The sequence below is a fragment of the Nonomuraea sp. AD125B genome (genome assembly GCF_041402765.1).
GTDB classification, from domain to species: Bacteria; Actinomycetota; Actinomycetes; order Streptosporangiales; family Streptosporangiaceae; genus Nonomuraea; species Nonomuraea bangladeshensis.
The window spans coordinates 858,480-879,479 of the sequence record NZ_JBGLOU010000001.1; the positions used below are offsets into that span (position 1 = coordinate 858,480).

At 73.4% G+C, this 21,000-nt stretch carries 20 protein-coding genes; 12 read left to right on the forward strand and 8 right to left on the reverse strand.

Annotation, left to right across the window (positions count from 1 at the left end):
- Positions 1-105 precede the first annotated feature (105 nt).
- Positions 106-2,259 carry an RNA polymerase recycling motor ATPase HelR gene (helR, locus tag ACBR40_RS03965; protein ID WP_371247419.1) on the reverse strand — a complete coding sequence of 718 codons (2,154 nt, stop codon included), beginning with the start codon at positions 2,257-2,259 and terminating at the stop codon, positions 106-108.
- Between the two features lie 281 nt (positions 2,260-2,540).
- Here helR and ACBR40_RS03970 point away from each other — a divergent pair, with 281 nt between their 5' ends.
- On the forward strand, positions 2,541-3,572 hold the full coding sequence (locus ACBR40_RS03970; RefSeq protein WP_371247420.1) for a glutamate-cysteine ligase family protein: 1,032 nt from the start codon (positions 2,541-2,543) through the stop codon (positions 3,570-3,572).
- A 5-nt stretch (positions 3,573-3,577) separates the two neighbouring features.
- On the opposite strand, the gene ACBR40_RS03975 is transcribed toward ACBR40_RS03970, so the two are convergent.
- Both ACBR40_RS03975 and ACBR40_RS03980 read right to left on the reverse strand, forming a co-directional pair.
- On the reverse strand, positions 3,578-4,504 hold the full coding sequence (locus tag ACBR40_RS03975) for an alpha/beta hydrolase family protein (protein WP_371247421.1): 927 nt from the start codon (positions 4,502-4,504) through the stop codon (positions 3,578-3,580).
- A gap of 28 nt (positions 4,505-4,532) precedes the next feature.
- Entirely contained in the window at positions 4,533-5,408 is an 876-nt protein-coding gene (locus ACBR40_RS03980) for an LLM class flavin-dependent oxidoreductase (protein WP_371247422.1), read from the reverse strand.
- A 331-nt stretch (positions 5,409-5,739) separates the two neighbouring features.
- Here ACBR40_RS03980 and ACBR40_RS03985 point away from each other — a divergent pair, with 331 nt between their 5' ends.
- Positions 5,740-6,252, forward strand: a complete 513-nt coding sequence (locus ACBR40_RS03985) for a TetR/AcrR family transcriptional regulator (protein ID WP_371247584.1) — start codon at positions 5,740-5,742, stop codon at positions 6,250-6,252.
- Between the two features lie 7 nt (positions 6,253-6,259).
- Here the strand turns inward: ACBR40_RS03985 and ACBR40_RS03990 are convergent, their stop codons facing one another.
- Complete coding sequence (locus ACBR40_RS03990) at positions 6,260-7,600, reverse strand: FAD-binding oxidoreductase (RefSeq protein ID WP_371247423.1); 1,341 nt, start codon at positions 7,598-7,600, stop codon at positions 6,260-6,262.
- A 213-nt stretch (positions 7,601-7,813) separates the two neighbouring features.
- Between ACBR40_RS03990 and ACBR40_RS03995 the strand changes: the two genes are divergently transcribed.
- The 7 genes from ACBR40_RS03995 (at position 7,814) to ACBR40_RS04025 (ending at position 13,979) form a co-directional block, all read left to right on the forward strand.
- Positions 7,814-10,195 (forward strand): ATP-binding cassette domain-containing protein, encoded by a 2,382-nt coding sequence (locus ACBR40_RS03995; protein WP_371247424.1) that lies wholly within the window; start codon positions 7,814-7,816, stop codon positions 10,193-10,195.
- 63 nt (positions 10,196-10,258) lie between these two features.
- Positions 10,259-10,726, forward strand: a complete 468-nt coding sequence (locus ACBR40_RS04000; RefSeq protein WP_344216155.1) for a helix-turn-helix transcriptional regulator — start codon at positions 10,259-10,261, stop codon at positions 10,724-10,726.
- A gap of 5 nt (positions 10,727-10,731) precedes the next feature.
- Positions 10,732-11,142, forward strand: coding sequence for a VOC family protein (locus ACBR40_RS04005; protein WP_344216153.1), 411 nt, complete (start codon positions 10,732-10,734; stop codon positions 11,140-11,142).
- Positions 11,143-11,167: 25 nt separating this feature from the next.
- Positions 11,168-11,836, forward strand: a complete 669-nt coding sequence (lexA, locus tag ACBR40_RS04010) for a transcriptional repressor LexA (RefSeq protein ID WP_371247425.1) — start codon at positions 11,168-11,170, stop codon at positions 11,834-11,836.
- Between the two features lie 107 nt (positions 11,837-11,943).
- Entirely contained in the window at positions 11,944-12,735 is a 792-nt protein-coding gene (locus ACBR40_RS04015) for a maleylpyruvate isomerase family mycothiol-dependent enzyme (RefSeq protein ID WP_371247426.1), read from the forward strand.
- A 34-nt stretch (positions 12,736-12,769) separates the two neighbouring features.
- The gene (locus ACBR40_RS04020; protein ID WP_371247427.1) at positions 12,770-13,516 is read left to right on the forward strand and encodes a hypothetical protein; all 747 of its coding nucleotides are present in this window, start codon (positions 12,770-12,772) and stop codon (positions 13,514-13,516) included.
- Between the two features lie 49 nt (positions 13,517-13,565).
- Entirely contained in the window at positions 13,566-13,979 is a 414-nt protein-coding gene (locus ACBR40_RS04025; RefSeq protein ID WP_371247428.1) for a hypothetical protein, read from the forward strand.
- Here ACBR40_RS04025 and ACBR40_RS04030 read toward each other — a convergent pair.
- On the reverse strand, positions 13,976-14,287 hold the full coding sequence (locus ACBR40_RS04030) for a hypothetical protein (protein ID WP_371247429.1): 312 nt from the start codon (positions 14,285-14,287) through the stop codon (positions 13,976-13,978). The genes ACBR40_RS04025 and ACBR40_RS04030 overlap by 4 nt on opposite strands.
- A 186-nt stretch (positions 14,288-14,473) precedes the next feature.
- Here ACBR40_RS04030 and ACBR40_RS04035 point away from each other — a divergent pair, with 186 nt between their 5' ends.
- Both ACBR40_RS04035 and ACBR40_RS04040 read left to right on the forward strand, forming a co-directional pair.
- Positions 14,474-15,493 (forward strand): fatty acid desaturase, encoded by a 1,020-nt coding sequence (locus tag ACBR40_RS04035; RefSeq protein WP_371247430.1) that lies wholly within the window; start codon positions 14,474-14,476, stop codon positions 15,491-15,493.
- 7 nt (positions 15,494-15,500) lie between these two features.
- Positions 15,501-16,028, forward strand: a complete 528-nt coding sequence (locus ACBR40_RS04040; RefSeq protein WP_371247431.1) for a GNAT family N-acetyltransferase — start codon at positions 15,501-15,503, stop codon at positions 16,026-16,028.
- Here ACBR40_RS04040 and ACBR40_RS04045 read toward each other — a convergent pair.
- On the reverse strand, positions 16,001-17,251 hold the full coding sequence (locus tag ACBR40_RS04045) for a pentapeptide repeat-containing protein (RefSeq protein WP_371247432.1): 1,251 nt from the start codon (positions 17,249-17,251) through the stop codon (positions 16,001-16,003). The two genes, ACBR40_RS04040 and ACBR40_RS04045, sit on opposite strands and share 28 nt — an antisense overlap.
- A 54-nt stretch (positions 17,252-17,305) precedes the next feature.
- Positions 17,306-19,534 (reverse strand): ATP-binding cassette domain-containing protein, encoded by a 2,229-nt coding sequence (locus ACBR40_RS04050; RefSeq protein ID WP_371247433.1) that lies wholly within the window; start codon positions 19,532-19,534, stop codon positions 17,306-17,308.
- 62 nt (positions 19,535-19,596) lie between these two features.
- Between ACBR40_RS04050 and ACBR40_RS04055 the strand changes: the two genes are divergently transcribed.
- The gene (locus ACBR40_RS04055; RefSeq protein ID WP_364457835.1) at positions 19,597-20,571 is read left to right on the forward strand and encodes a YafY family protein; all 975 of its coding nucleotides are present in this window, start codon (positions 19,597-19,599) and stop codon (positions 20,569-20,571) included.
- On the opposite strand, the gene ACBR40_RS04060 is transcribed toward ACBR40_RS04055, so the two are convergent.
- Positions 20,533-20,955 carry a DUF6010 family protein gene (locus tag ACBR40_RS04060; protein ID WP_344216131.1) on the reverse strand — a complete coding sequence of 141 codons (423 nt, stop codon included), beginning with the start codon at positions 20,953-20,955 and terminating at the stop codon, positions 20,533-20,535. The genes ACBR40_RS04055 and ACBR40_RS04060 overlap by 39 nt on opposite strands.
- Positions 20,956-21,000: the final 45 nt, after the last annotated feature.

Genomic DNA, 21,000 nt, shown 5'->3' on the forward strand with positions numbered 1-21,000 from the left:
CTGCCCGCTCGCCGTCGAAAAGTGCCACGCATGTGACACCGCCCGCGGCCCCGCTGTGACACCACGGCGTTGTGACCTGTGTCACAGTGCCGTGGTGTCGTGGGATCAGGAGCTGGTCAGGACGGCGAGCCGCTGGGTCGCGCGGGTCATCGCGACGTAGCGGTCCACCGCCCCTTCGACGCCCTCGCCGAACCGCTCAGGATCGACCAGCACCACCAGGTCGAACTCCAGCCCCTTCGCGAGCTGCGGCGTCAGCGACCGGACCCGGGGCCGCGCCTCGAACGCCGGGTCGCCGATCACGCAGGCGACCCCCTCGGGGTGCTCGGCGAGCCACCCGTCCACGATCGTGTCCAGCTCCGCCACCGACCCGTGCCGCACGGGCACGCCGCCGGCGCGGATGGACGTCGGCACGTTGGCGTCGGGGAGCGCGGCCCGGATGACCGGCTCGGCCTCCGCCATGATCTCCTCCGGCGTCCGGTAGTTGACGGTGAGCGAGGCGAGGGTGATCCGGTCCAGCCCGACCCGTTCCAGCCGCTCCCGCCACGACTCGGTGAAGCCGTGCCTGGCCTGGGCGCGGTCCCCGACCACGGTGAAGCTCCGCGACGGGCAGCGCAGCAGCAGCATCTGCCACTCCGCGTCGGTCAGCTCCTGGGCCTCGTCCACCACGATGTGCGCGAACGGGCCGGCCAGCCGGTCGGGTTCGGCGGCGGGCAGCGCGCCCTCGTCCACCAGGGCCTCCCGCAGGTCCGCGCCGTGCAGCATCGTCACCGCCGCCTCGCCGTCGTCGTCGGCTTGGAGCAGGTTGTCGACCACGCCGGCCATGCGCTCGCGCTCCGCCGCGGCGGCGGCCTCCTGCCTGCGCCTGCGCCGCGACGACTCCGGGTCGCCGAGCCGCTGCCTGGCCGCGTCCAGCAGCGGCAGGTCCGACACGGTCCACGCCTGCGGGTCGGCACGCTGCAACCGCCTGATCTCCTCCTTGGCCAGCCAGGGAGCGCACAGCCGCAGGTACGCGGGCACCGACCACAGGTCGCCGACGAGGTCGGCCGGCTCGATCACCGGCCAGGCGCGGTTGAAGGCCGTCAGCAGCTCCCGGTCGCGCAGCAGCGACCTGCGGACCAGGTCGGCGGGGACGTCCTCGTCGTCGTGCTTGCCGACGATGATCTCGACCAGTTCCTCCCAGATGCGGTCGCGCGCCTCGTTGTGCGGGGTGCCGGGCTCCGGCGCCGCGAACGCCTCGGCCCAGTCGTCGGGGCCGAGCCGGACGTCGGACCACTCGGTGGTGACCGTCATGCCCTTCGCGGGCGGGTTCTCGTAGAACCTGACGGCCGGCTCGATCGCCTTCACCAAATCCGCGGACGCCTTCAGCCGGGCCACCTCGGGGTCGCTCTCGGCCGCCGCCGTCGCGCCCTCGGGCACGAGGTCGCGCAGGGTGCAGGTCTGCACGCCCTCCTCGCCGAGACTGGGCAGGACGTCGGCGACGTACGCGAGGTACGGCTGGTGCGGCCCGACGAACAGCACGCCGCCCCGGTTGTGGCCGAGCCGCGGGTCGGCGTAGAGCAGGTACGCCGAGCGGTGCAGGGCGACGACGGTCTTACCGGTGCCCGGACCGCCGTCCACGACCAGCGCGCCGCGCGAGCTCGCCCGGATGACGGCGTCCTGGTCGGCCTGGATGGTGGCGAGCACGTCCCGCATCCGCGGCGAGCGGCTGCCGCCCAGGCCGGCGATGAAGGCCGACTGGTCGTCCAGCGCGGCGTGCCCGTCGAGCCCGTCCGCGGTGAACACCTCGTCCCAGTAGTCGCTGATCCGGCCACGGGTCCAGCGGTAGCGGCGGCGGCTGGCCAGGCCCATCGGGTTGGCGTGGGTGGCGCCGAAGAACGGCTCGGCCGCAGGGGACCGCCAGTCCAGCAGCAGCCGGCGACCCTCCCGGTCGGTCAGGCCCAGCCGCCCGACATAGACAGGTTCGGCCCCGTCCGCCCCGACCATGCGGCCGAGACACAGGTCGAGCCCGAAGCGGCGCAGCGTACGCAGGCGGGCGCTCAGCCGGTGAACCTCCAGGTCCCGGTCCAGCGCCGCCCGGCCCGCGCCGCCCGGGGCCCTGCGCATGGCGTCGAGACGGTCCGACAACTCGGCGACCGTCTGCTCCAGGGCCCCGGCGACGGCCGCGAAGTGCTGCTCGTCGCGGCCGATCAGCGCCGGGTCGGCCTTGGCCGACAGCCTTTCCGGCAGGTCGAACACGCTGATGGTCGATGGGTGATTCACGTAATGCGCTCCGGCGTTTTCGCAGGTTCTCGGCCTCGGCCGCCGATTGTCCTGCACGACCGGGGTCTTGCCGCAAGCCCCCGGGTGCGCTATAGGTTGAAAGTGGAAAGGAGCGGATTCTCCCCTTTCCCGTCCTCGGTCTCCTCCTCAGAGCGCCTGCCGGTGCCGGCGCTCTTCTTCGTCGTGCCGGTCGTCGCCGCGCTCCCGCTCCCGCGCACGCCGCGCCCAGCCGCACGAGACTGATCCGCAAGGCCGCGCACGTACGGGGAAGAGGGGGTCCCATGGCTGAAACGGATGTGACCATGGGAGTCGAGGAGGGGTTCATTCTTCTGGACCCGGCCACCGCGAAGGTGACGCCGGTCGCCGGCGACGTGCGCGAGCGCGTCGGCGGCACCGTACGGGACCAGGTGACGGCGCGGACCGGATTCCAGATCGAGACCCGCAGCGGCGCGCACACCGAGCTGGCGGGCCTGCGGGAGGAGTTGCTGCGGCTGCGCGCCGTCGTGGTGGCCGCCGCCGACGGCGCGGGCGCCGGGGTGGCGGCCACGGGCACGGCGTTGTCGGGCGACCTGCCGGGCGACGCCGGTTGTCTCGTGTGGCTCGGCGTTGACGACCGGGAGGAGGCCGTCCAGGTGGTCGACCATCTGCGGCCCTGGCTGCCCGTGCTGCAGGCGCTGACCGTGAACTCGCCGATCGGCGGCGACACGGACACCAGCTGCGCGAGCGGGCGCGCGATGGCCAGGAGCCGTCATCCCGCCGCCGGGCCGCCGCCCTGGTTCCGGTCAGCCGAGCACCACGACTGGCTGGTCGAAGGGCTGCACGCCACCGGAGTGGTCCCCGAGTGGCAGGCCAGGCTCTCCTCCGAGAGGCCGGCGATCGAGGTCAGGGTGGCCGACACCTGCCAGACCGTGGCCGAGGTGGTGCTCCTCACGGGGCTGGTCAGGGCGCTGGCCGCCACGGCGCTCGGCGACGTACGGGCGGGCCGGCCCGCGCCGAACGTGGACCACACCCTGCTCGCCGCCGCGAGCTGGCGGGCCGCCCGCGACGGGCTGGAGGGGGAGAACGTCGACCAGCTCACCGGCCGCACGCTGCCCGTCTGGCGGCTGGTGGACACGCTGATCGACCACATCGGGCCCGCGCTGCGCGCCCTCGGCGACCTGCCCCTCATGGACGAGGGGCTGGACGTGCTGCACCGGCACGGCTCGGGCGCGGCGCGGCAGCGGGCCGCGTACGAGCGGCGGGGGCTGGTGTCCGACGTCGCCCGCATGCTGGCCGACCAGGCGCGGCAGGACCTGCCGCGCCTGGCGGGCTGAGCCGGTCAGCTCGTCTCGATCCGCCCGAGCGGGCCCGGCTCCGCCGCCAGGGCCGCGCACGCGGCGGGCCAGGCGGGGTCGTCCGGGTCGAGGGCGGTGCGGAGGTAGGCGGTGGTGAGCCGCTGGATCAGGGCGACGCGGGCCGGGCTCTCGTCCGTGGTCTCGGCGGCGCCGGGGCCGACGATCCCGCCGAGCGAGTGCTCCGCCCCGAACAGGGTGAGCAGGCTCTTGCCCCCGGGGCTCAGCCGGTACGGGTCGGTGAACCAGTCCGGGCCCCGTACCGACAGCGCCGACCGGTCCTGGTCGCCCGCGACCACGAGCGCCGGCGTGGTCATCCGGGTGAAGTCCGGGTTCATGAAAGGAAAGTGCTCGGCCGCGAACGGCGTCAGGTCGGCCCCGCCCGATCCCGGCGTGGCGAGCAGCACGCCCGCCCTGACCCGCGGGTCGGACAGATCCTCTCCGGGCCGGCCCGCGGCGTCGAGGACGCGCGCGCCGAGCAGCATGCTCGCCGTCTGCCCGCCCCAGGAGTGCCCGGCCACGGCGATCCGGTCGCGGTCGAGGCGCCCGTCGAGGCCGGGAACGGCGGCCTCGACGGCGTCCAGCCGGTCCAGTACGTGCGTCAGGTCCGTCACCCGCCACCGCCAGATGAGCGGGGTACGGGGATCGTCGGGCGGCAGGGCGAGCGTCCGCGAGTCGAGGTGGGTGGGCTGGACGACCACGAACCCGTGCGCCGCCCAGTGGTCGGCCAGCGGCCCGTAGCCGTCCATCGACCAGCCGAAGCCGTGCGAGAGGACGACGACCGGCAGATCCCTTCCGGTAGCGGGGGCGGAAACCCGCACCCGCAGGTCCTCGCCACGGCCGGGGGCGGGCAGCACCACCGGTTTCACCGAGACGACCCGGGCGGCGATGGTCGTCGTGTCCGTCATGCTCATGAGAGCGGTCTTCCTTCGCGTCAGTCGGTCAGTGGGTGGGGATGAGCTCGTCGGCGACCCATCGGGCGACGCCGTCGGGGTAGGGGGCGGGCAGTCCGAGCACGACGTGCCGGAAGCCGGCCTCGACCGCCGCGCCGATCGCGTCCCTGGTGGGGCCGGGACGGTCGTAGGAGACCGGCAGGTGGATCGAGCGGGTGATCGCGGCCGGGTCGCGGCCGATCTCGGCGCAGTAGCGGTCCAGCAGGGCCGAGCGGCCCGCGAGGTCGGCGATGTCGCCGCCGCCGGGGATGTTCCACAGGTCGGCGTGCTCGGCGGCCACGCGCAGCGTCGCCGACGAGCGCCCGCCGACGAGGATGGGCGGGTGGGGGCGCTGCACCGGCTTGGGGTTGCCGAACGCGCCCTTCAGCCGGTGGTGTACGCCGTCGAAGTCGAACAGCTCGTCCTCGGTCCACAGCCGCCGGATCACCGTGCACGCCTCGGCCAGGCTGCCCACGGCGTGGGCGGTGTCGTGGAAGGGCAGGCCGTGGGCCTCGTACTCGCGCCGGGCCAGGGGGTGGTCGGGGCGCGAGCCGACGCCGATGCCGAAGTCGAGGCGTCCGCCGGAGACGATGTCGACGGTCGTGGCGATCTTGGCGAGCAGCGCGGGCGGGCGGAACCGGTTGCTGGTCACCATCAGGCCGAGCCGCAGCCGCCGGGTCTGCGCGGCGAGGGCGGCGAGCAGGGTCCAGCCCTCGTGGACGGGGCCGGTCAGGTCGCCCGCGATCGGCAGGAGGTGGTCGAACAGCCAGGCGTGTCCGATCGCCGGGATCGTGTCCGCCTCGCGCCAGACCCGCAGGACGTCGTGGTAGCCGACCTGCATCGGCGCGGTCATGATCCCGAAGCTGGGCGGGGAGTCGTAGGGCATGGGTGTGCTCCTTCCGGCCGGGTGGCCGGGGGTTCGCGGAGGGAGGATGCGGGCGCGCGCTCTGGCATCATGGGAGAGAGAACAAGTGGGACTGTGTCCCGTTTAGAACATATGGGACAGTGTCCCGTTTAGCAAGCCGGGCGGCGGCGCCGGCGGAAGGAGCGGCGCGGTGAGCGACAGCGAAAAGAGCGCGCAGGCCGCGCAGGGCGGGCAGGCCGCGCAGGGCGCGCAGGGCGCGCAGGGCGCGCAGGGCGCGCAGGGCGCGCAGGGCGCGCAGGGCGCGCAGGGCGGCACGCGCAAGCGGGCCGACGCCCGGCGCAACGAGAAGACCCTGCTCGACGCCGCCGCGGCGGTCTTCGTCACCTCGGGCGTCGAGGCGCCCATCCGGGACATCGCGGCCGAGGCGGGCGTCGGCACGGCCACGATCTACCGCCACTTCCCGACCCGGGCCGACCTCATCATCGCCGTCTACCGGCACCAGATCGAGGCCCTGGCCGAGGCCGGCCCGGCCCTGCTGGCGGCCGGGCCGACCCCCTACGCCGCCCTGGGCAGGTGGATCAACCTGTTCATCGACTTCCTGGTCACCAAGCACGGCCTGGCCGCCGTGCTGCGCTCCGACGAGGCCGGGTTCGAGGCGCTGCACGCGTACTTCCTCGACCGGCTCGTGCCGGTGTGCGGGCGGCTGCTCGACGCCGCGGCGGCGGCCGGCGAGATCCGCTCGGACGTCGCCGCCCTGCAGCTCATGCGCGGCGTCGGCAACCTGTGCATCGGCGCGGAGAACGACTCACGCTACGACGCCCGCCCCCTGGTCGAGCTGCTCATCGCGGGGCTGCGCCGGGTGTAGCCGGACGTCAGCGGGGGCGGACGTTGTGGTTGCGGGCGAACAGGTTCTCCGGGTCGTGGCGGCGCTTGACGGCGGCGAGCCGCTCGTACGTCGCCGCCGGGTACACCGCTGCGACGTCCTCCTCGCCGGCCGAGGCCAGGAAGTTGGCGTAGGCGCCGTCCACGTGCGGCGCGAGGTCGCGCCAGAGGGCGTCGAACGCCGGTCGGCCCGCCGCGAGCACCGGCTCGGGGCCCGCGCTCGTGGTCACGACCATCAGCGCGGCGTCGCGGTGCGCGTACGCGGTGGCGTCGGCCGGCACCCGGGCCACCGCGCCGCCGACCGCGCGTACGGAGATGAGCGGCGCCCCCTCCGCCGCCCCCGCCGCCACGAGCACGCGCAGCACCCCGGGCACCGCCGCCGCCCCGGCGAACCCGCTGCGCGTCACCAGCCGGATGCCGGGCGGCGGCACCAGACCCTCCACGAGCGTCTCCGCGTACGGCTTCAGCGTGACGCCGTCGCCGGTCACCGTGCCGAGCCGGCGGAGCGGGTCGATCGCCCGCGCCGCGAGCCGCGCGTCGTCCCCGTCGAAGGCGACGTGGACCTGCACCGGCGCCTGCGGGCCGCCCGCGAAGGGGTTGGCGAAGTCGGCGACGGAGGTCAGCTCCTCGGGCGCGGTACGCAGGTGCTCGGCCCACCCCTGGAGCACCGTGGCCGCCTCCGCCGCCGGGAAGGCGATCGTGCCGTGGAAGACGTCCGTCGTCGGGTGGGCCGCGAACACGAACGCGGTCACGACCCCGAAGTTGCCGCCGCCGCCGCGAAGCGCCCAGAACAGCTCGGGATTCTCCTCGGCGCTCGCCCGCACGACCTCCCCGGCGGCCGTGACCACCTCGGCCGCGACCAGGCTGTCCAGGGCCAGGCCGTGCTTGCGGACCTTCCAGCCGATGCCGCCGCTCAGCGTCAGCCCGCCGACGCCGACGCTCCTGGTGTCGCCCGAGGAGATCGCCAGGCCGTGCGGGGCGAGGGCGTCGGCGACCTGGCCCCAGGTGGCGCCGCCGCCGATCCGTACGAGGTGACGCCGCTCGTCCACGAGCTCGACCTGCGCCAGATGGGCCAGGTCGAGCACCACGCCGCCGTTGTTCGTGGCGAAGCCGGCGAAGCCGTGCCCGCCGCCGCGCACCGACAACGGCAGCCCCGTGCCGGCGGCGTAGCGCACGCCCGCCCGTACGTCGGCGACGGTCTTGGGCCGCAGGACGAGGGCGGGACTGCCCGGCACCAGCAGCGATCGGGCGGCGGCGGCGTAGCCGGCGTCGTCCGGGCCGATCACGTCGCCGCCGAAGTCGCGGCGCAGGGTGTCCAGTGCTGCGTTCATGATGATTCCTCCACATCGCTCATTGGGCGAACACGAGATGCCGCCCGCCCCGGGCGTGTGACAGTGACCTGCGCCACACCGTCCGCCCCACGGGTCAGGAATCGAGAAGCGGCCGCCCTCGCCCTCCGGCTACCGTGACCGGGCGCCCCGGGGCAGCGCCGAGGTAGGTAAGGTGCACTGACCCGAGCCGGGCGACGACCCAACGGAGACACGATGAGCATGGACACCCGTACGGAAGCCGCGTCGCACCTCGCCGACGGCCACGACCTGATCCGGGTGCACGGCGCCCGCGAGAACAACCTCAAGGACGTGAGCGTCGAGATCCCCAAACGCCGGCTGACGGTGTTCACCGGCGTGTCGGGCTCGGGCAAGAGCTCCCTGGTGTTCGACACGATCGCGGCCGAGTCGCAGCGGCTGATCAACGAGACCTACAGCGCCTTCGTGCAGGGTTTCATGCCGACGCTGGCCCGGCCCGAGGTCGACGTGCTCGACGGGCTGACCACGGCCATCATCGTCGACCAGCAGCGCATGGGCGCCGACCCGCGCTCCACGGTCGGCACGGCCACCGACGCCAACGCGATGCTGCGCATCCTGTTCAGCCGGCTCGGGAAGCCGCACGTCGGCTCGCCGCAGGCGTTCTCCTTCAACGTCCCGTCCGTACGGGCCAGCGGCGCGATCACCGTCGAACGCGGCGGCGGCAAGACCGTGAAGCAGAACTTCACCCTCACCGGCGGCATGTGCCCGCGCTGCGAAGGCCGGGGCACGGTCTCCGACATCGACCTCACCCAGCTCTACGACGACTCCAAGTCGCTCGCCGAGGGCGCGTTCACCATCCCCGGCTGGAAGTCCGACAGCTTCTTCACCGTCCGGGTCTACGCCGAGTCGGGGCTGTTCGACCCGAACAAGCCGATCCGCGAGTTCACCGAGAAGGAGCTGCGGGACTTCCTCTACCGCGAGCCGACCAAGGTGAAGGTCGAGGGCGTCAACCTCACGCTCGAAGGTCTGATCCCGAAGATCCAGAAGTCGTTCCTGTCCAAGGACCGCGAGGCGATGCAGCCGCACATCCGGGCGTTCGTGGACCGGGCGGTCACCTTCACGACCTGCCCCGAGTGCGACGGCAGCCGGCTGAGCGAGGCCGCGCGCTCCTCGAAGATCCACGGCGTGAACATCGCCGACCTCTGCGCCATGCAGATCAGCGACCTGGCCGAATGGGTGAGCGGGCTGGACGAGCCGTCCGTCGCGCCGCTGCTGGCCGCGCTGCGGCACACGCTGGACTCGTTCGTGGAGATCGGGCTCGGCTACCTCAGCCTGGACCGTCCCTCCGGCACGCTGTCCGGCGGCGAGGCGCAGCGGGTCAAGATGATCAGGCATCTGGGCTCGTCGCTCACCGACGTCACGTACGTCTTCGACGAGCCGTCGATCGGCCTGCACCCACACGACATCGAGCGCATGAACACGCTGCTGCGGCGGCTGCGCGACAAGGGCAACACCGTCCTGGTCGTCGAGCACAAGCCCGAGATGATCGCCATCGCCGACCACGTCGTCGACCTCGGCCCCGGCGCGGGCACCGGCGGCGGCGAGGTCGTGTACGAGGGCGGCGTGGACGGGCTGCGCGCCGCCGGCACGCTGACCGGCCGGCACCTGGACGACCGGGCCGCGCTCAAGGCGTCGGTGCGCGAGCCGTCGGGAGCGCTGGAGGTGCGCGGCGCCCGCCTGCACAACCTGCGGGACGTGAACGTCGACATCCCGCTCGGCGTGCTGGTCGTGGTGACCGGCGTCGCCGGATCGGGCAAGAGCTCGCTCATCCACGGCTCGGTCGCGCGCAGGGACGGCGTGGTGGCCGTCGACCAGACGCCGATCCGCGGCTCGCGGCGGAGCAACCCGGCCACCTACACCGGGCTGCTCGAACCGATCCGCAAGGCGTTCGCGAAGGCCAACGGCGTGAAGCCGGCGCTGTTCAGCGCCAACTCCGAGGGCGCCTGCCCCGCCTGCAACGGCGCCGGCGTCGTCTACACCGACCTCGGGATGATGGCCGGCGTCAGCACCACCTGCGAGGAGTGCGAAGGCAGGCGCTTCCAGGCCGCGGTGCTGGAGCACCGCCTCGGCGGCCGGGACATCAGCGAGGTGCTGGCCATGCCGGTGAGCGAGGCCGGGGAGTTCTTCGCGGCGGGCGAGACCCGCATCCCGGCCGCGCACGCCATCCTGCGCAGGCTCGCCGACGTCGGGCTCGGCTACCTCAGCCTCGGCCAGCCGCTCACCACGCTGTCCGGCGGCGAGCGGCAGCGGCTCAAGCTGGCCACCCACATGGGGGAGAAGGGCGGCGTCTACGTCCTCGACGAGCCCACCACGGGCCTGCACCTCGCCGACGTCGAGCACCTGCTCGGCCTGCTCGACCGGCTCGTCGACAGCGGCAAGTCGGTCATCGTCATCGAGCACCACCAGGCGGTGATGGCGCACGCCGACTGGATCATCGACCTCGGCCCCGGCGCCGGCCACGACGGCGGCCGGATCGTCTTCGAGGGCACCCCGGCCGACCTCGTCGCCGCCCGCTCGACGCTCACCGGCGAGCACCTGGCGGCGTACGTCGGCGCCTGATCACTGCCCTGGCCGCCGGGGGCCAGGTGGACGAGCCGGAGACCGGCTCGGGAAGATGGCATCGTGCGACCGAACCAATCAGGGCCCGAGGACGCCGCGCAGCAGCAGCGGCTGCGCCTGCTCGCGCTGCTGCGCCGCGTCCGCGACCGCATCGACCGCGAGTACGCCCAGCCGCTCGACGTCGAGGCGCTCGCCCGCGGCGTGAACATGTCGTCAGGGCACCTCAGCCGCGAGTTCCGGCGCGCCTACGGGGAGTCCCCCTACTCGTACCTGATGACGCGGCGCATCGAGCGCGCGATGGCGCTGCTGCGCCGCGGCGACCTCACCGTCACCGAGGTCTGCTTCGAGGTCGGCTGCTCCTCGCTCGGCACCTTCAGCACCCGCTTCGCCGAGCTCGTCGGCGTGCCGCCGAGCACCTACCGGCGGCAGGCGGCGGAGGCGACGGAGGGCATGCCGTCGTGCGTGGCCAAACAGGTCACCAGGCCGGTCAGGAATCGAGAAGCACCGGCCGCGGGGCCGCCGTTAGCGTGACGGACATGGACATCACCATCAACGCGAGCTTCCTGCCGCACGACGATCCCGAGGCCGCCCTCGCCTTCTACCGCGACACCCTCGGCTTCGAGATCCGCAAGGATGTCGGCCACGGCGGCATGCGCTGGATCACCGTCGGCCCGCCCGGACAGCCCGAGACCTCCATCGTGCTCTACCCGCCCGGCGCCGACCCCGGCGTCACCGAGGAGGAGCAGCGCGTGATCACCGAGATGATGGCCAAGGGGACCTACGGCGGCATCCTGCTGGCCGCCGACGACGTCGACGCCGTCTTCGACAAGCTGCAGGCCACCGGCGCCGAGGTGATGCAGGAGCCGACCGACCAGCCGTACGGGGTGCGCGACTGCGCCTTCCGCGACCCCGCGGGCAACATGATCCGCATCAGCAAGCGCGATTGAGCCCGGCGGGCGGCGCCCGGCTACGATGTCGCAGGTGACCGCCTACGACGATCTCGACGCGTTCGAGCACCTGAACGCCTCGGCCCTGCCGCCGCGCCAGCAGCGGATCCTGGCGGCGATCCGCGACCACGTGGTCCGGCACGGCTATCCGCCGAGCACCCGCGAGCTCGGCCGGGCGGCCGGGCTGCGCTCGCCGTCGTCGGTCTCGAAGCATCTGAGGAGCCTGGAGGAGAAGGGGTTCCTCCGCCGGGCCGGCACGATGACCCGGCCGATCGACGTACGCCTGTTCCTGCGCGAGCCCGCGCCGGAGACGGCGAGCGAGCTGGTGAGCGTGCCCGTGGTGGGCGACATCGCCGCGGGCACGCCCATCCTCGCCGAGCAGCACGTGGACGACCTGCTCACCCTGCCGCGCGACCTGACGGGCCGGGGCACCGTGTTCGCGCTGCGGGTGCGCGGCGACTCGATGATCGACGCCGCGATCTGCGACGGCGACCTCGTCGTGGTGCGCCGGCAGCCCGAGGCGCACTCCGGCCAGATCGTCGCCGCCATGATCGACGGGGAGGCCACCGTCAAGGTGTTCCGCCGCCGCGGCGGCCACGTCCTGCTCGAGGCGCGCAACCCGGCCTACGCCGACATCGACGGCGACGAGGCCGTGGTGCTGGGCGTCGTGGTGTCGGTCCTGCGCAACGTTTAGGCCGCCGGGCCGCTGATGATCAAGCCCGGCGCGGGCGGTAGTTTGAGCGGGAGCACCTGCCCGCCTCAGGCGGGAGCACCTGCCCGCCTCAACGCCTGGGAGACGCGATGAGCAGCGCCGACACGGCCATCGCCGCACTGCGGACCGGACATGACGAGCTGTCCGGGCTGGTGTCCGGACTCACCGACGAGGACCTGGCCAGGCCCTCGGCCGCCGCGGAATGGGACATCTCCCAGGTCGTCAGCCACCTGGGCAGCGGCGCCGAGATCGCGCTGACCGTCCTGCGGGCCGCGCTCGACGGCGCTCCCGGCCCCGGCCACGACTTCAACCAGAGCGTCTGGGACAGATGGGACGCCATGACGCGACGGGAGCGCGCCGACGGCTTCCTCCAGGCCGACGAGGCCCTGACCGCGCTCTACGAGTCCCTGGACGCCTCCACCCGCGACGAGCTCCGCGTCGACCTGGGCTTCATGCCCGCCCCGGTCGACGTCGCCACCCTGAGCCGGATGCGGCTCAACGAGCTCGCCCTGCACTCCTGGGACGTCCGCGTCGCCTTCGACGAGCACGCCACGCTCGCCCCCGACGCGACGGCCGCCCTGCTGCACCAGGGGCCCGACCTGTTCGCCTGGATCGGCAAGGTCGACCGGCTCGACGGCCGCACCCTGGACCTCCAGGTCACCACGACCGCCCCCGAGTCCGTCTTCGTGCTGCGGCTGAGGCCGCCGATCGGCGTCGACTTCGACGTGCCCGAGCAGCCGGACGGCACCCTCGCCCTGCCCGCCGAGTCCTGGCTGCGCCTGATCTCCGGCCGCCTCGCGCCGCGGCACACCCCGGACGGCGTGACCACGACGGGCGCCGCCGACCTCGACCTGCTCCGCCGGGTGTTCCCCGGCTACTGACCCCGGCGGCGCGGTCGTGGCATGATCGTCCGTCATGATGAAGAAAACGATCACCGCGTTAGCGATGTGCGGCGTGTTCCTGGTGACCGCCGCACCCGCGCAGGCGGCGCCCAAGGACCCCGTACGGGCGCTGAAGGCCAAGCTGGTCCCCGGCCACGGCGTGCGGTTCACCGAGACGGCCGAGTGGTCCGACGGCACCGACACGCTCCACGCGTACGAGAACAAGGGCGTGCTGCAGTTCGCCAGGAAGGGGCTGAACTACGACCTCACCATCACCGCCTGGGACGACACCGAGGAGCGGGTGATCTCCACCGGCGGGAGGACGTACTACAAGGGCGGCCTGCTCGCCGAGCTCCTGCCCAAGGGCAAGAGCTGGCTCGGCGTCAAGGGCGGCGGCGCGATGCCCGGCGTCTACCTGCAGGTGCTCAACCCCGCCGAGCCGACGACGCTGTCGGCGCTGCTGAAGAAGGGCAAGAGGGAGGGGAGCAAGGTCACCGGCACGATCACGTTCGCCGCGCTGACCAAGGTCTCCCCGTGGTTCGCCGGCTCCGGCCTGAGCGCCTGGGCCGCCGCGACGCCGATCTCGTACACGCTGACGCTGGCCCCGTCCGGGCTGCCGACCAGGCTGTACAGCTCGTTCCGCGCCAAGGGCGTGGACCGTCTCTACTCCGACTTCGAGGGCAGCATCATCAACGTCGAGACCCGCTACACCGGCTGGGGCGGCAAGGTCTCGATCAAGGCGCCGAGCCCCAAGACCGTGACGGACAGGTACGCGAGCTGAGTCCGTTAATCGTTTGAACGCACGCGCCGGGCGCTGCCACCATCCACGCATGGACGATGAGGAGCTCCGGACGATCCAGCGGAACGTCGACCTCGCGATCGAGCAGCTCGGCCCGATCAGCGGCATCGACTTCGGCCTCGACGAGGAGTCCGTCCGGTGGGTGGAAGGCTTCATCGAGCGCCGGCGGGCCCAGCCCGGCTTCGACCCGGACCAGGCGGAGGGCCTGGTGAACGTGCTCGGGTCCTACCTGGGCGCGTGCGTCGCGGCGGGCGCGGGCGGGCACTGGCACTGGCGGGACGACGGCGGGTGGGGCGTGGCCCTGCCCGACGGCAGCACGGCCTTCCCCTTCACGAAGGTCCGCAAGCAGCTCCGTGACGGCCTGGAGGGCGGCGAGTCGATCGCGAGCTTCTACCGGGTCGCCGTCGAGTTCATCGCCACCGGCAGGATGCGCGACGACGGTTAGTCCCCGCCCGGCCCGCCGAGCAGCTCGCCGAGGAAGTCGTCGAGACCGCGGGCGAGCGCGCGCACGGTGACCTCACCGCCGGGGGCGGCCTCATCGAGGCACCGTGCCACGCTGCCGGCCGCGCCCGGCGCCGCGATCACCTTGACGTGCCACCGGTCCCGCTCCCCGCGCCGGTCGGGGCCGGTGGGCGTCACCTCGGCCAGCAGCGCCCAGCCGCGCCCCAGCAGCGCGTTGGCCAGGGAGGCCGCCCGGCGGTAGCCCGCCACCGTGGTCTCGCACTCCATCAGCTCCGGCACGAACTCGTCCATGTGCCCTCCAGGCCCGCGTCCACCTTCGCTCTTTCCGCACGCCGCCCGGCGAATCCTCCCAGGGACGGCGGTAGGGCTGGCCCTACCTGAGGAAGGGGTGACAGCGGGGGTCCGCGTACCCTCTGGTTCTCGCGATGCTGGCAAGCGATCATCATTGGGACGATTTCGCCGGCATCGGAGGCAGATGTGAGTGTTGTAGACCTCGACCGACCGCAACGGGGCAGCGACTTCGCCCGGCTGTCGCGCCGCATAGCCGAGGCCGGCTTACTGGAGCGGCGGCCCGGTTACTACGCCGTCCGGATAGGGCTGGTCGCCGCGCTGTTCGCGGGCAGCTGGGCGGTGTTCGCCGTCGTGGGCGACACCTGGTGGCAGCTCCCGGTGGCGGTGCTGCTGGCCGTGGCCTTCGCCCAGGTCACGCTGCTGGCCCACGACCTCGCGCACGGCCAGATCTCCCGCTCGCGGCGGACCAGCAGGATCGCGGGGCTGCTGGTCGGCAACCTGGCCGTGGGGCTGAGCTACGGCTGGTGGATGGACAAGCACACCCGCCACCACGCCAACCCCAACCACGAGGACCACGACCCCGACGTCGCGCCCGACGTGCTCATCTGGTCACGCGGGCAGGCCGAGGCGGCGCGCGGGCTGGCCCGGTTCGTCGGGCGGTGGCAGGCGTGGCTGTTCTTCCCGCTGCTCACCCTCGAAGGGTTCAACCTGAAGGTGTCGAGCTTCCGCGCGCTGCGCCGGCCGACGCTGAAGAACCGCCCGGCCGAAGGGCTGCTGCTGGTCGCGCACGTCGTGGCCTACGTGGGCGCGCTGTTCCTGGTCCTGCCGCCCGCCAAGGCGCTGGTGTTCCTGCTCGTCCACCAGGCGTGCTACGGCGTCTACCTGGGGTGCACGTTCGCCCCCAACCACAAGGGCATGCCGGTGCTGACGGCGCAGGACGAGCTGGACTTCCTCCGCCGCCAGGTCCTGACCTCCAGGAACGTCACCGGCGGCCGTCTCCTGGACATCGCGCTCGGCGGCTTGAACCACCAGATCGAGCACCACCTGTTCCCGGGCATGCCGTCCCCGAACCTGCGCCTGGCCCGGCCCATCGTCCGCGAGTACTGCCGCGAGCTGGGCGTCGAGTACGCCGAATGCGGCCTGATCGCCTCCTGGAGCCAGGCCCTGCGCCACCTCCACGACGTCGGCCGTCCCCTCCGGGCATGATGACGCCATGCCCCGCTTCGTAGACCCGGCCGCCACGTTCCGTACCTCGTTCCTGGCCGCGCTGGCCGAGTTCCGGGCCGACACCGACTACCCGCTGTCGTGGTTCGTGTCGGACGTGGACACGCCGACGCCGGCCGAGCCGGACGCCTTCGAGGCGTACGTCGCCCGCGTGCTCGCCGAGCGCACCCAGGCCGGGGTGCGGCCCGGGTTCGTGCCGATGACCACGCTGTGGTGGGTGGACGGCGACCGCTTTCTGGGCCGGCTCGCCATCCGCCACCGGCTGACGCCCGCGCTGACGGAGCTCGGCGGCCACATCGGCTACGACGTACGGCCCGGCGCCCGCCGGAGGGGGCACGCGACGGCGATGCTCGGCGCGGCGCTGCCGATCGCGCGGGCGCTGGGCATCGGCGAGGCGCTGGTGATGTGCGACCTGTCGAACGTCGCCTCCCGGCGGGTCATCGAGGCCAACGGCGGTCGGCTGATCGACGTGACCGAGCGGAAGCGCCGCTACTGGGTGCCCACCGGCACGACCTGACTTCCGTGGGACGGCTTCGTCCTGCCGCCGGTCTTCGCACCGCTCAGGTCCGCACCGCTCAGCTTCGCGTTCGTCAGGTCCGCGCCCTTCAGGTCCGCGTCGCGCAGGATCGCCGTACGCAGGTCGGCGCCGCGCAGGTCCGCGCCGTTGAGGCTCGCGCCGGTCAGGTCCGCGCCGCGTAGGTCGGCCCCGCGCAGGTTCGCCTGGAACAGGTCCACCCCGCGCAGGTCTGCCCGGCGCAGGGAGGATTCGCCCAGGTCCGTCTGGAACAGGTCCGCGCCGTGCAGATCGGCGCCGTGCAGGTCCGCGCCGCCGAGGTCCGCCATGAACAGGACCGCGTACGGCAGGTCCGCCCCGTCCAGCAGCGCTCCCCGCAGGTCGGCGCGGGTCAGGTCGGCGTGGTCCAGGTTCGCCCCGCTCAGCCTGGCCCCGCGCAGGTCCGCCGAGATCAGGACGGCGACGCCCAGGTTCAGGCCGCTCAGCTCCGCGCCCGGCACCCTGACGCGCGCCAGGTCGCAGCCGCACACCCAGTCGCGCCCGGCGTCCGGGACGTCGTGGACGCTGCCGAGCACGGTCAGGGCCGTCTGCACGTCGGCGGCCGGCCGCCCGACCTGCCCCGCCGAGCCGTGCTCGCGCACGTACGCGGCCATGACGTCGGCGGTCGTCACGCGGTCCCGCTCCGACTCCCGTGCCAGGCGCCGGAGCGTGTGGATCGCGGCCAGCCGGACCTCGGCCTCCCCTGAGCCGAGCCGCCGCACGGCCTCCGCGTAGCCGTCGGCGCCGCGCCGCGCCGGCGCGGCCTCGATGGACCGGGCGTCGGCATAGACCAGGCTGCCCGAGGCCAGCAGCAGCCCGAGAACGACCCCCCAGGCGCTCACCCGCCGCAGCAGCGTGTCGACGGACTCCGGCGCGGCGCGGCGGCGCAGCCGGCACCCGGCCCCGAACAGGAAGCAGGCCACCGCGAGGACGGCCATCGCCAGCGGCGGAAGGTCCTCCGGCGCGTACGGCGGCACCAGGTGAGCCGGCAGCCGTTCCAGGACAGGCCGCCACCAGCCGGGGCCGCCCGCCCAGGCGAGCGCGGCCCCCACGAGCCCGACGCCGGCGAGCAGGGCCAGGCCGAGAAGGGCCGCGGTGAGCAGAGCCGCGACGGGCGGGGCCAGTTCGGCGGCCACACCGGCCGGCCCGGCCAGAGCCCGCCGAAGCCGCGCTCGCCACGAGGTCACACCACCCATTCGACCCGAAACCGCGCGCGGAAGGTAGCCCTGCCGGAGGATCTGTCAGTCCGCGTGGAGGGCGGCGGCGGTGGCCGTGCCCTTGAGGCCGGTGACCGGGCCCTGGTAGAGGATGCGGCCTCCGTGCCGGCCCGGGCCGGGGCCGAGGTCGATGATCCAGTCGGCGTGCCGGATGACGTCCAGGTTGTGCTCGATGACGACCACCGTGTGCGCCTGCTCCACGAGCTGGTCGAGGACGCCGAGCAGGGCGGCGATGTCGCGCAGGTGCAGGCCCGTGGTGGGCTCGTCCAGGACGTAGAGCGCCGGCTCGGTGGCCTCGCGCAGCTCCCGCGCCATCTTCACCCGCTGGCACTCGCCCCCGGACAGCGTGGTGAGCGGCTGGCCGAGGCGCAGGTAGCCGAGGCCGGCCCGGTCGAGGTGGCGCAGCCCGTCGCGGATGTGCCGGTCGGGCAGCCGGTCGAGGGCGTCGGCGATGGTCAGGTCGTCGAGGTCGGCGATGGACAGGCCGTTCACCCGGTGCCGGAGCACCTCGTCGGTGAAGCGCCGGCCGTGGCAGGTCTCGCAGACGTTCTCCTGGCCGTCCATGAAGGCGAGGTCCGTGTAGATCACGCCGAGGCCCTTGCAGTCGGGGCAGGCGCCGGCCGAGTTCGCGCTGAACATCCCGGCGGGCAGGCCGCTGTGCCGGGCGAACAGTTTGCGTACGGCCCCGGCGATCCCGGTGTAGGTGACGGGGGTGGAGCGGCGGTTGACGCTGACCGGCCGCTGGTCGAGGACGATCGCGTCGTGCTGGGCGACCAGTTCGGCGGCGAGGCTGGACTTGCCCGAGCCGGCGACCCCGGTCAGCACGGTGAGCACCTGGGCCGGGACGTCCACGGTCAGGTTCTGGAGGTTGTTGCGGGTGGCGCCGGTCACCGTGATGACGCCCTGGGGCGGGCGCGGCGCGGTGTTGAGCGGCGTACGGGCCGCGAGGGCCGCCGAGGTGGCGGTGCCGGCCGACCGGAGCCCGTCGAAGGAGCCCTGGAACACCAGCCGCCCGCCGCCGGCGCCCGCGTCCGGGCCGATCTCGACGATCTCGTCGGCGATCGCCATGACGGCGGGGTCGTGCTCGACGACCAGGACGGTGTTGCCCTTGTCGCGCAGCCGCTGCAGCAGGGCGGTCATGGAGGCGATGTCGTGCGGGTGCAGCCCGACGGTGGGCTCGTCGAAGACGTACAGCATCTCGACCAGGCTGCTGCCCAGGTGCTTGACGGTCTTGACGCGCTGCGACTCCCCGCCGGACAGCGTGGGGGTGGCGCGGCCGAGGTGCAGGTAGCCGAGCCCGATGGTGATCATGGCGCGCAGTTTGTCGCCGAGCGCCGCCACGACCGGCGCGACGGCGGGGTCGCTCACCTCTTCCACCAGGTCGGCGAGCTCGGTGATCTCCATGCGGGCCATCTCGCCGATCGTGCGGCCGAGGACGGTCGCGGTGCGGGCGGCCTCGTTGAGGCGGTCGCCGTGGCAGTCGGGGCAGGTCTGCGACCGGGTGAAGCGCTCGATGGTCTCCCGCTTGCGGTCGGACAGGTCGTCGGAGGTGTGCAGGTAGATGCGTTCGAAGCGCTCGACCACGCCCTCGTAGTCCTTCGGCGGCCGGACGCCGAGCCGGGCGGCGTGCTCGCCGCCGTACAGCAGCGCCGCGCGCTCGTCGGGCGTCCAGTCGCGCAGCGGGGTGGCGGGGTCGAAGGCGCCGATGTCGGCGTACTGGCTGTACCAGTAGCCGCCGTGGCCGAACCCCGGCAGCAGGATCGCCCCGTCTGCGAGCGATTTGTCCAGGTCCAGGAACCGTTCGACGGCGCTCACGACGATCTCGCCGAGCCCGGAGCAGGACGGGCACATCCCGGCGGGGTCGTTGAAGGAGAACCGGTTGGACTCGCCCACGTACGGCGTGCCGACCCGGGAGAACAGCAGCCGCAGGTACGTCCAGGCGTCGGTGATCGTGCCGACCGTGGAACGGGCGTTCCCGCCGATCCGACGCTGGTCGATCAGCACGACGGGGGAGAGCCCGGCGATCTCGTCGGTCTCGGGACGGGTCCACCGGGGCAGCCGGTTGCGGGTGAACGGCGGGAACGTCTCGTTGAGCTGGTGCCCCGCCTCGGCGGCGATCGTGTCGAACACCAGCGACGACTTGCCCGACCCCGACACCCCGGCGAACACGGTCAGCCGGCCGCGCTGGAGGTCCACGTCCAGGTTCTTCAGGTTGTTGGTCCGGGCGCCCCGGATGCGGATGAACTTCGGCATGCGTACGACGCTACGAACAGATGTGGCCACTTCCTGGCCGCGTCCCGGGAGAGACTGGAGGCATGGCGGACGTCACCCAGCGCATCCTCGCCCTGCTCGCCACGTTGCAGACCGGCCGGGCGTTCACCGCCGACGAGCTCGTGGCCCGGCTCGGGGTCAGCCCCCGCACCCTGCGCCGCGACGTCGACCGCCTGCGCGCCTACGGTTACCCGGTGCGGACGCGCCCCGGCCCCGGCGGCCACTACCGGCTGGTGGCCGGCAGCGCGCTGCCGCCGCTGGTGCTCGACGACGACGAGGCGATCGCCACCCTCCTCGGCCTCGCCACCCTGGCCGCGACCGGCCGCGCCGCCGAGGGCAGCGTGGACGAGGCCGCCACCCGCGCCTACGGCAAGCTCGACCAGTTCCTGCCGAAGCGGCTGCGGCACCGGGCCGCCCAGCTCAGGGCGAGCCTGGAGACCAGCACCGCGCGGGCCCCGAGCGTCAGCGCCGACGTCCTGGCCGAGCTGGCCGAGGCGATCCAGCGCCGGCTCGTCGTCACCTTCGACTACACCGGCAGGGACGGCGCGGTAACCTCCCGGCGGGCCGAGCCCTACCGGCACGTGCACCACAACCTGCGCTGGTACCTGCTGGCCCGCGACACCGCCAAGGACGACTGGCGGGTCTTCCGCCTCGACCGCGTCACCGGCCTGCGCACCTCGACCAGCACGTACGAGCCCCGCCCCCTGCCCGCCGAGACCGCGCTCGACTACCTGCGCCAGGGGCTCGGCAAGGACCGCGAGCGGGTCGTCCTCACCGTCGAGGCGTCATTGGCCGACGTCGCCGACGCGTTCGCCTACGAGGACGCCGACCTGGAGGCCCTGGGGGAGCGGCGGACCAGGGCCGTGCTGGCGCTCGACACCTGGCAGTGGCTGCTGCTCCGCCTCGCCTTCCTGGACGTCCCCTTCACCGTCGAGGAGCCGGAGCGTTTCCGCGCCGCCCTCCGGTCGTTCGGGGCGCGCCTAAGCGGCGGGGGCGGTCCGGCGCAGCCGGTCGCGTAGCCGGGCGAGCACCGGCGGGCCGCCCGCGAGGCACCACAGCGCGATGACCGGGTCGCAGACGGCGCAGCCGAAGGAGGAGTCGCCGGCGAAGGCGAGGATGGGGCTGGCGTTCAGGTGGTGGAGGACGTCCCAGGCCGTGTGGAGCAGCCAGCCGGCGCCGATCCACGTCCAGCTGTCGAGGCCGCGGAAGGCGACGTAGGTCATGACGACCGGCAGGACGAACTCGGCGTACCCGAGCCCGCCGCCGCTCAGGTACGCGGCGCCCGCGCCGGCGACCAGCACGGCGTTGGCGCGGCGGCGGTGCGGGTCGGGGATCAGGGAGAGCAGGCAGACGCAGACGATCCCGATGAGGATCGGCATGAGGACGGACATGAGGTTGGACACGGGGGAACGCTAGGGCTGGCCCGCCGCCCGGCCCCAGTGGCTGGA

Bases quoted from the DNA above. Each gene is read 5' to 3' on its own strand.
- ACBR40_RS04025 (WP_371247428.1), top strand. From the start codon at position 13,566: ATGGACGATGAGGAGCTCCGGACGATCCAGCGGAACGTCGACCTCGCG.
- ACBR40_RS03970 (WP_371247420.1), top strand. From the start codon at position 2,541: ATGGCTGAAACGGATGTGACCATGGGAGTCGAGGAGGGGTTCATTCTT.
- ACBR40_RS03980 (WP_371247422.1), bottom strand. From the start codon at position 5,408: ATGCCCTACGACTCCCCGCCCAGCTTCGGGATCATGACCGCGCCGATG.
- ACBR40_RS03990 (WP_371247423.1), bottom strand. From the start codon at position 7,600: ATGAACGCAGCACTGGACACCCTGCGCCGCGACTTCGGCGGCGACGTG.
- ACBR40_RS04055 (WP_364457835.1), top strand. From the start codon at position 19,597: ATGGCGGACGTCACCCAGCGCATCCTCGCCCTGCTCGCCACGTTGCAG.
- ACBR40_RS03975 (WP_371247421.1), bottom strand. From the start codon at position 4,504: ATGAGCATGACGGACACGACGACCATCGCCGCCCGGGTCGTCTCGGTG.
- ACBR40_RS04020 (WP_371247427.1), top strand. From the start codon at position 12,770: ATGATGAAGAAAACGATCACCGCGTTAGCGATGTGCGGCGTGTTCCTG.
- ACBR40_RS04050 (WP_371247433.1), bottom strand. From the start codon at position 19,534: ATGCCGAAGTTCATCCGCATCCGGGGCGCCCGGACCAACAACCTGAAG.
- ACBR40_RS04030 (WP_371247429.1), bottom strand. From the start codon at position 14,287: ATGGACGAGTTCGTGCCGGAGCTGATGGAGTGCGAGACCACGGTGGCG.
- ACBR40_RS04015 (WP_371247426.1), top strand. From the start codon at position 11,944: ATGAGCAGCGCCGACACGGCCATCGCCGCACTGCGGACCGGACATGAC.
- ACBR40_RS04005 (WP_344216153.1), top strand. From the start codon at position 10,732: ATGGACATCACCATCAACGCGAGCTTCCTGCCGCACGACGATCCCGAG.
- ACBR40_RS03995 (WP_371247424.1), top strand. From the start codon at position 7,814: ATGAGCATGGACACCCGTACGGAAGCCGCGTCGCACCTCGCCGACGGC.
- ACBR40_RS04040 (WP_371247431.1), top strand. From the start codon at position 15,501: ATGCCCCGCTTCGTAGACCCGGCCGCCACGTTCCGTACCTCGTTCCTG.
- lexA (WP_371247425.1), top strand. From the start codon at position 11,168: ATGTCGCAGGTGACCGCCTACGACGATCTCGACGCGTTCGAGCACCTG.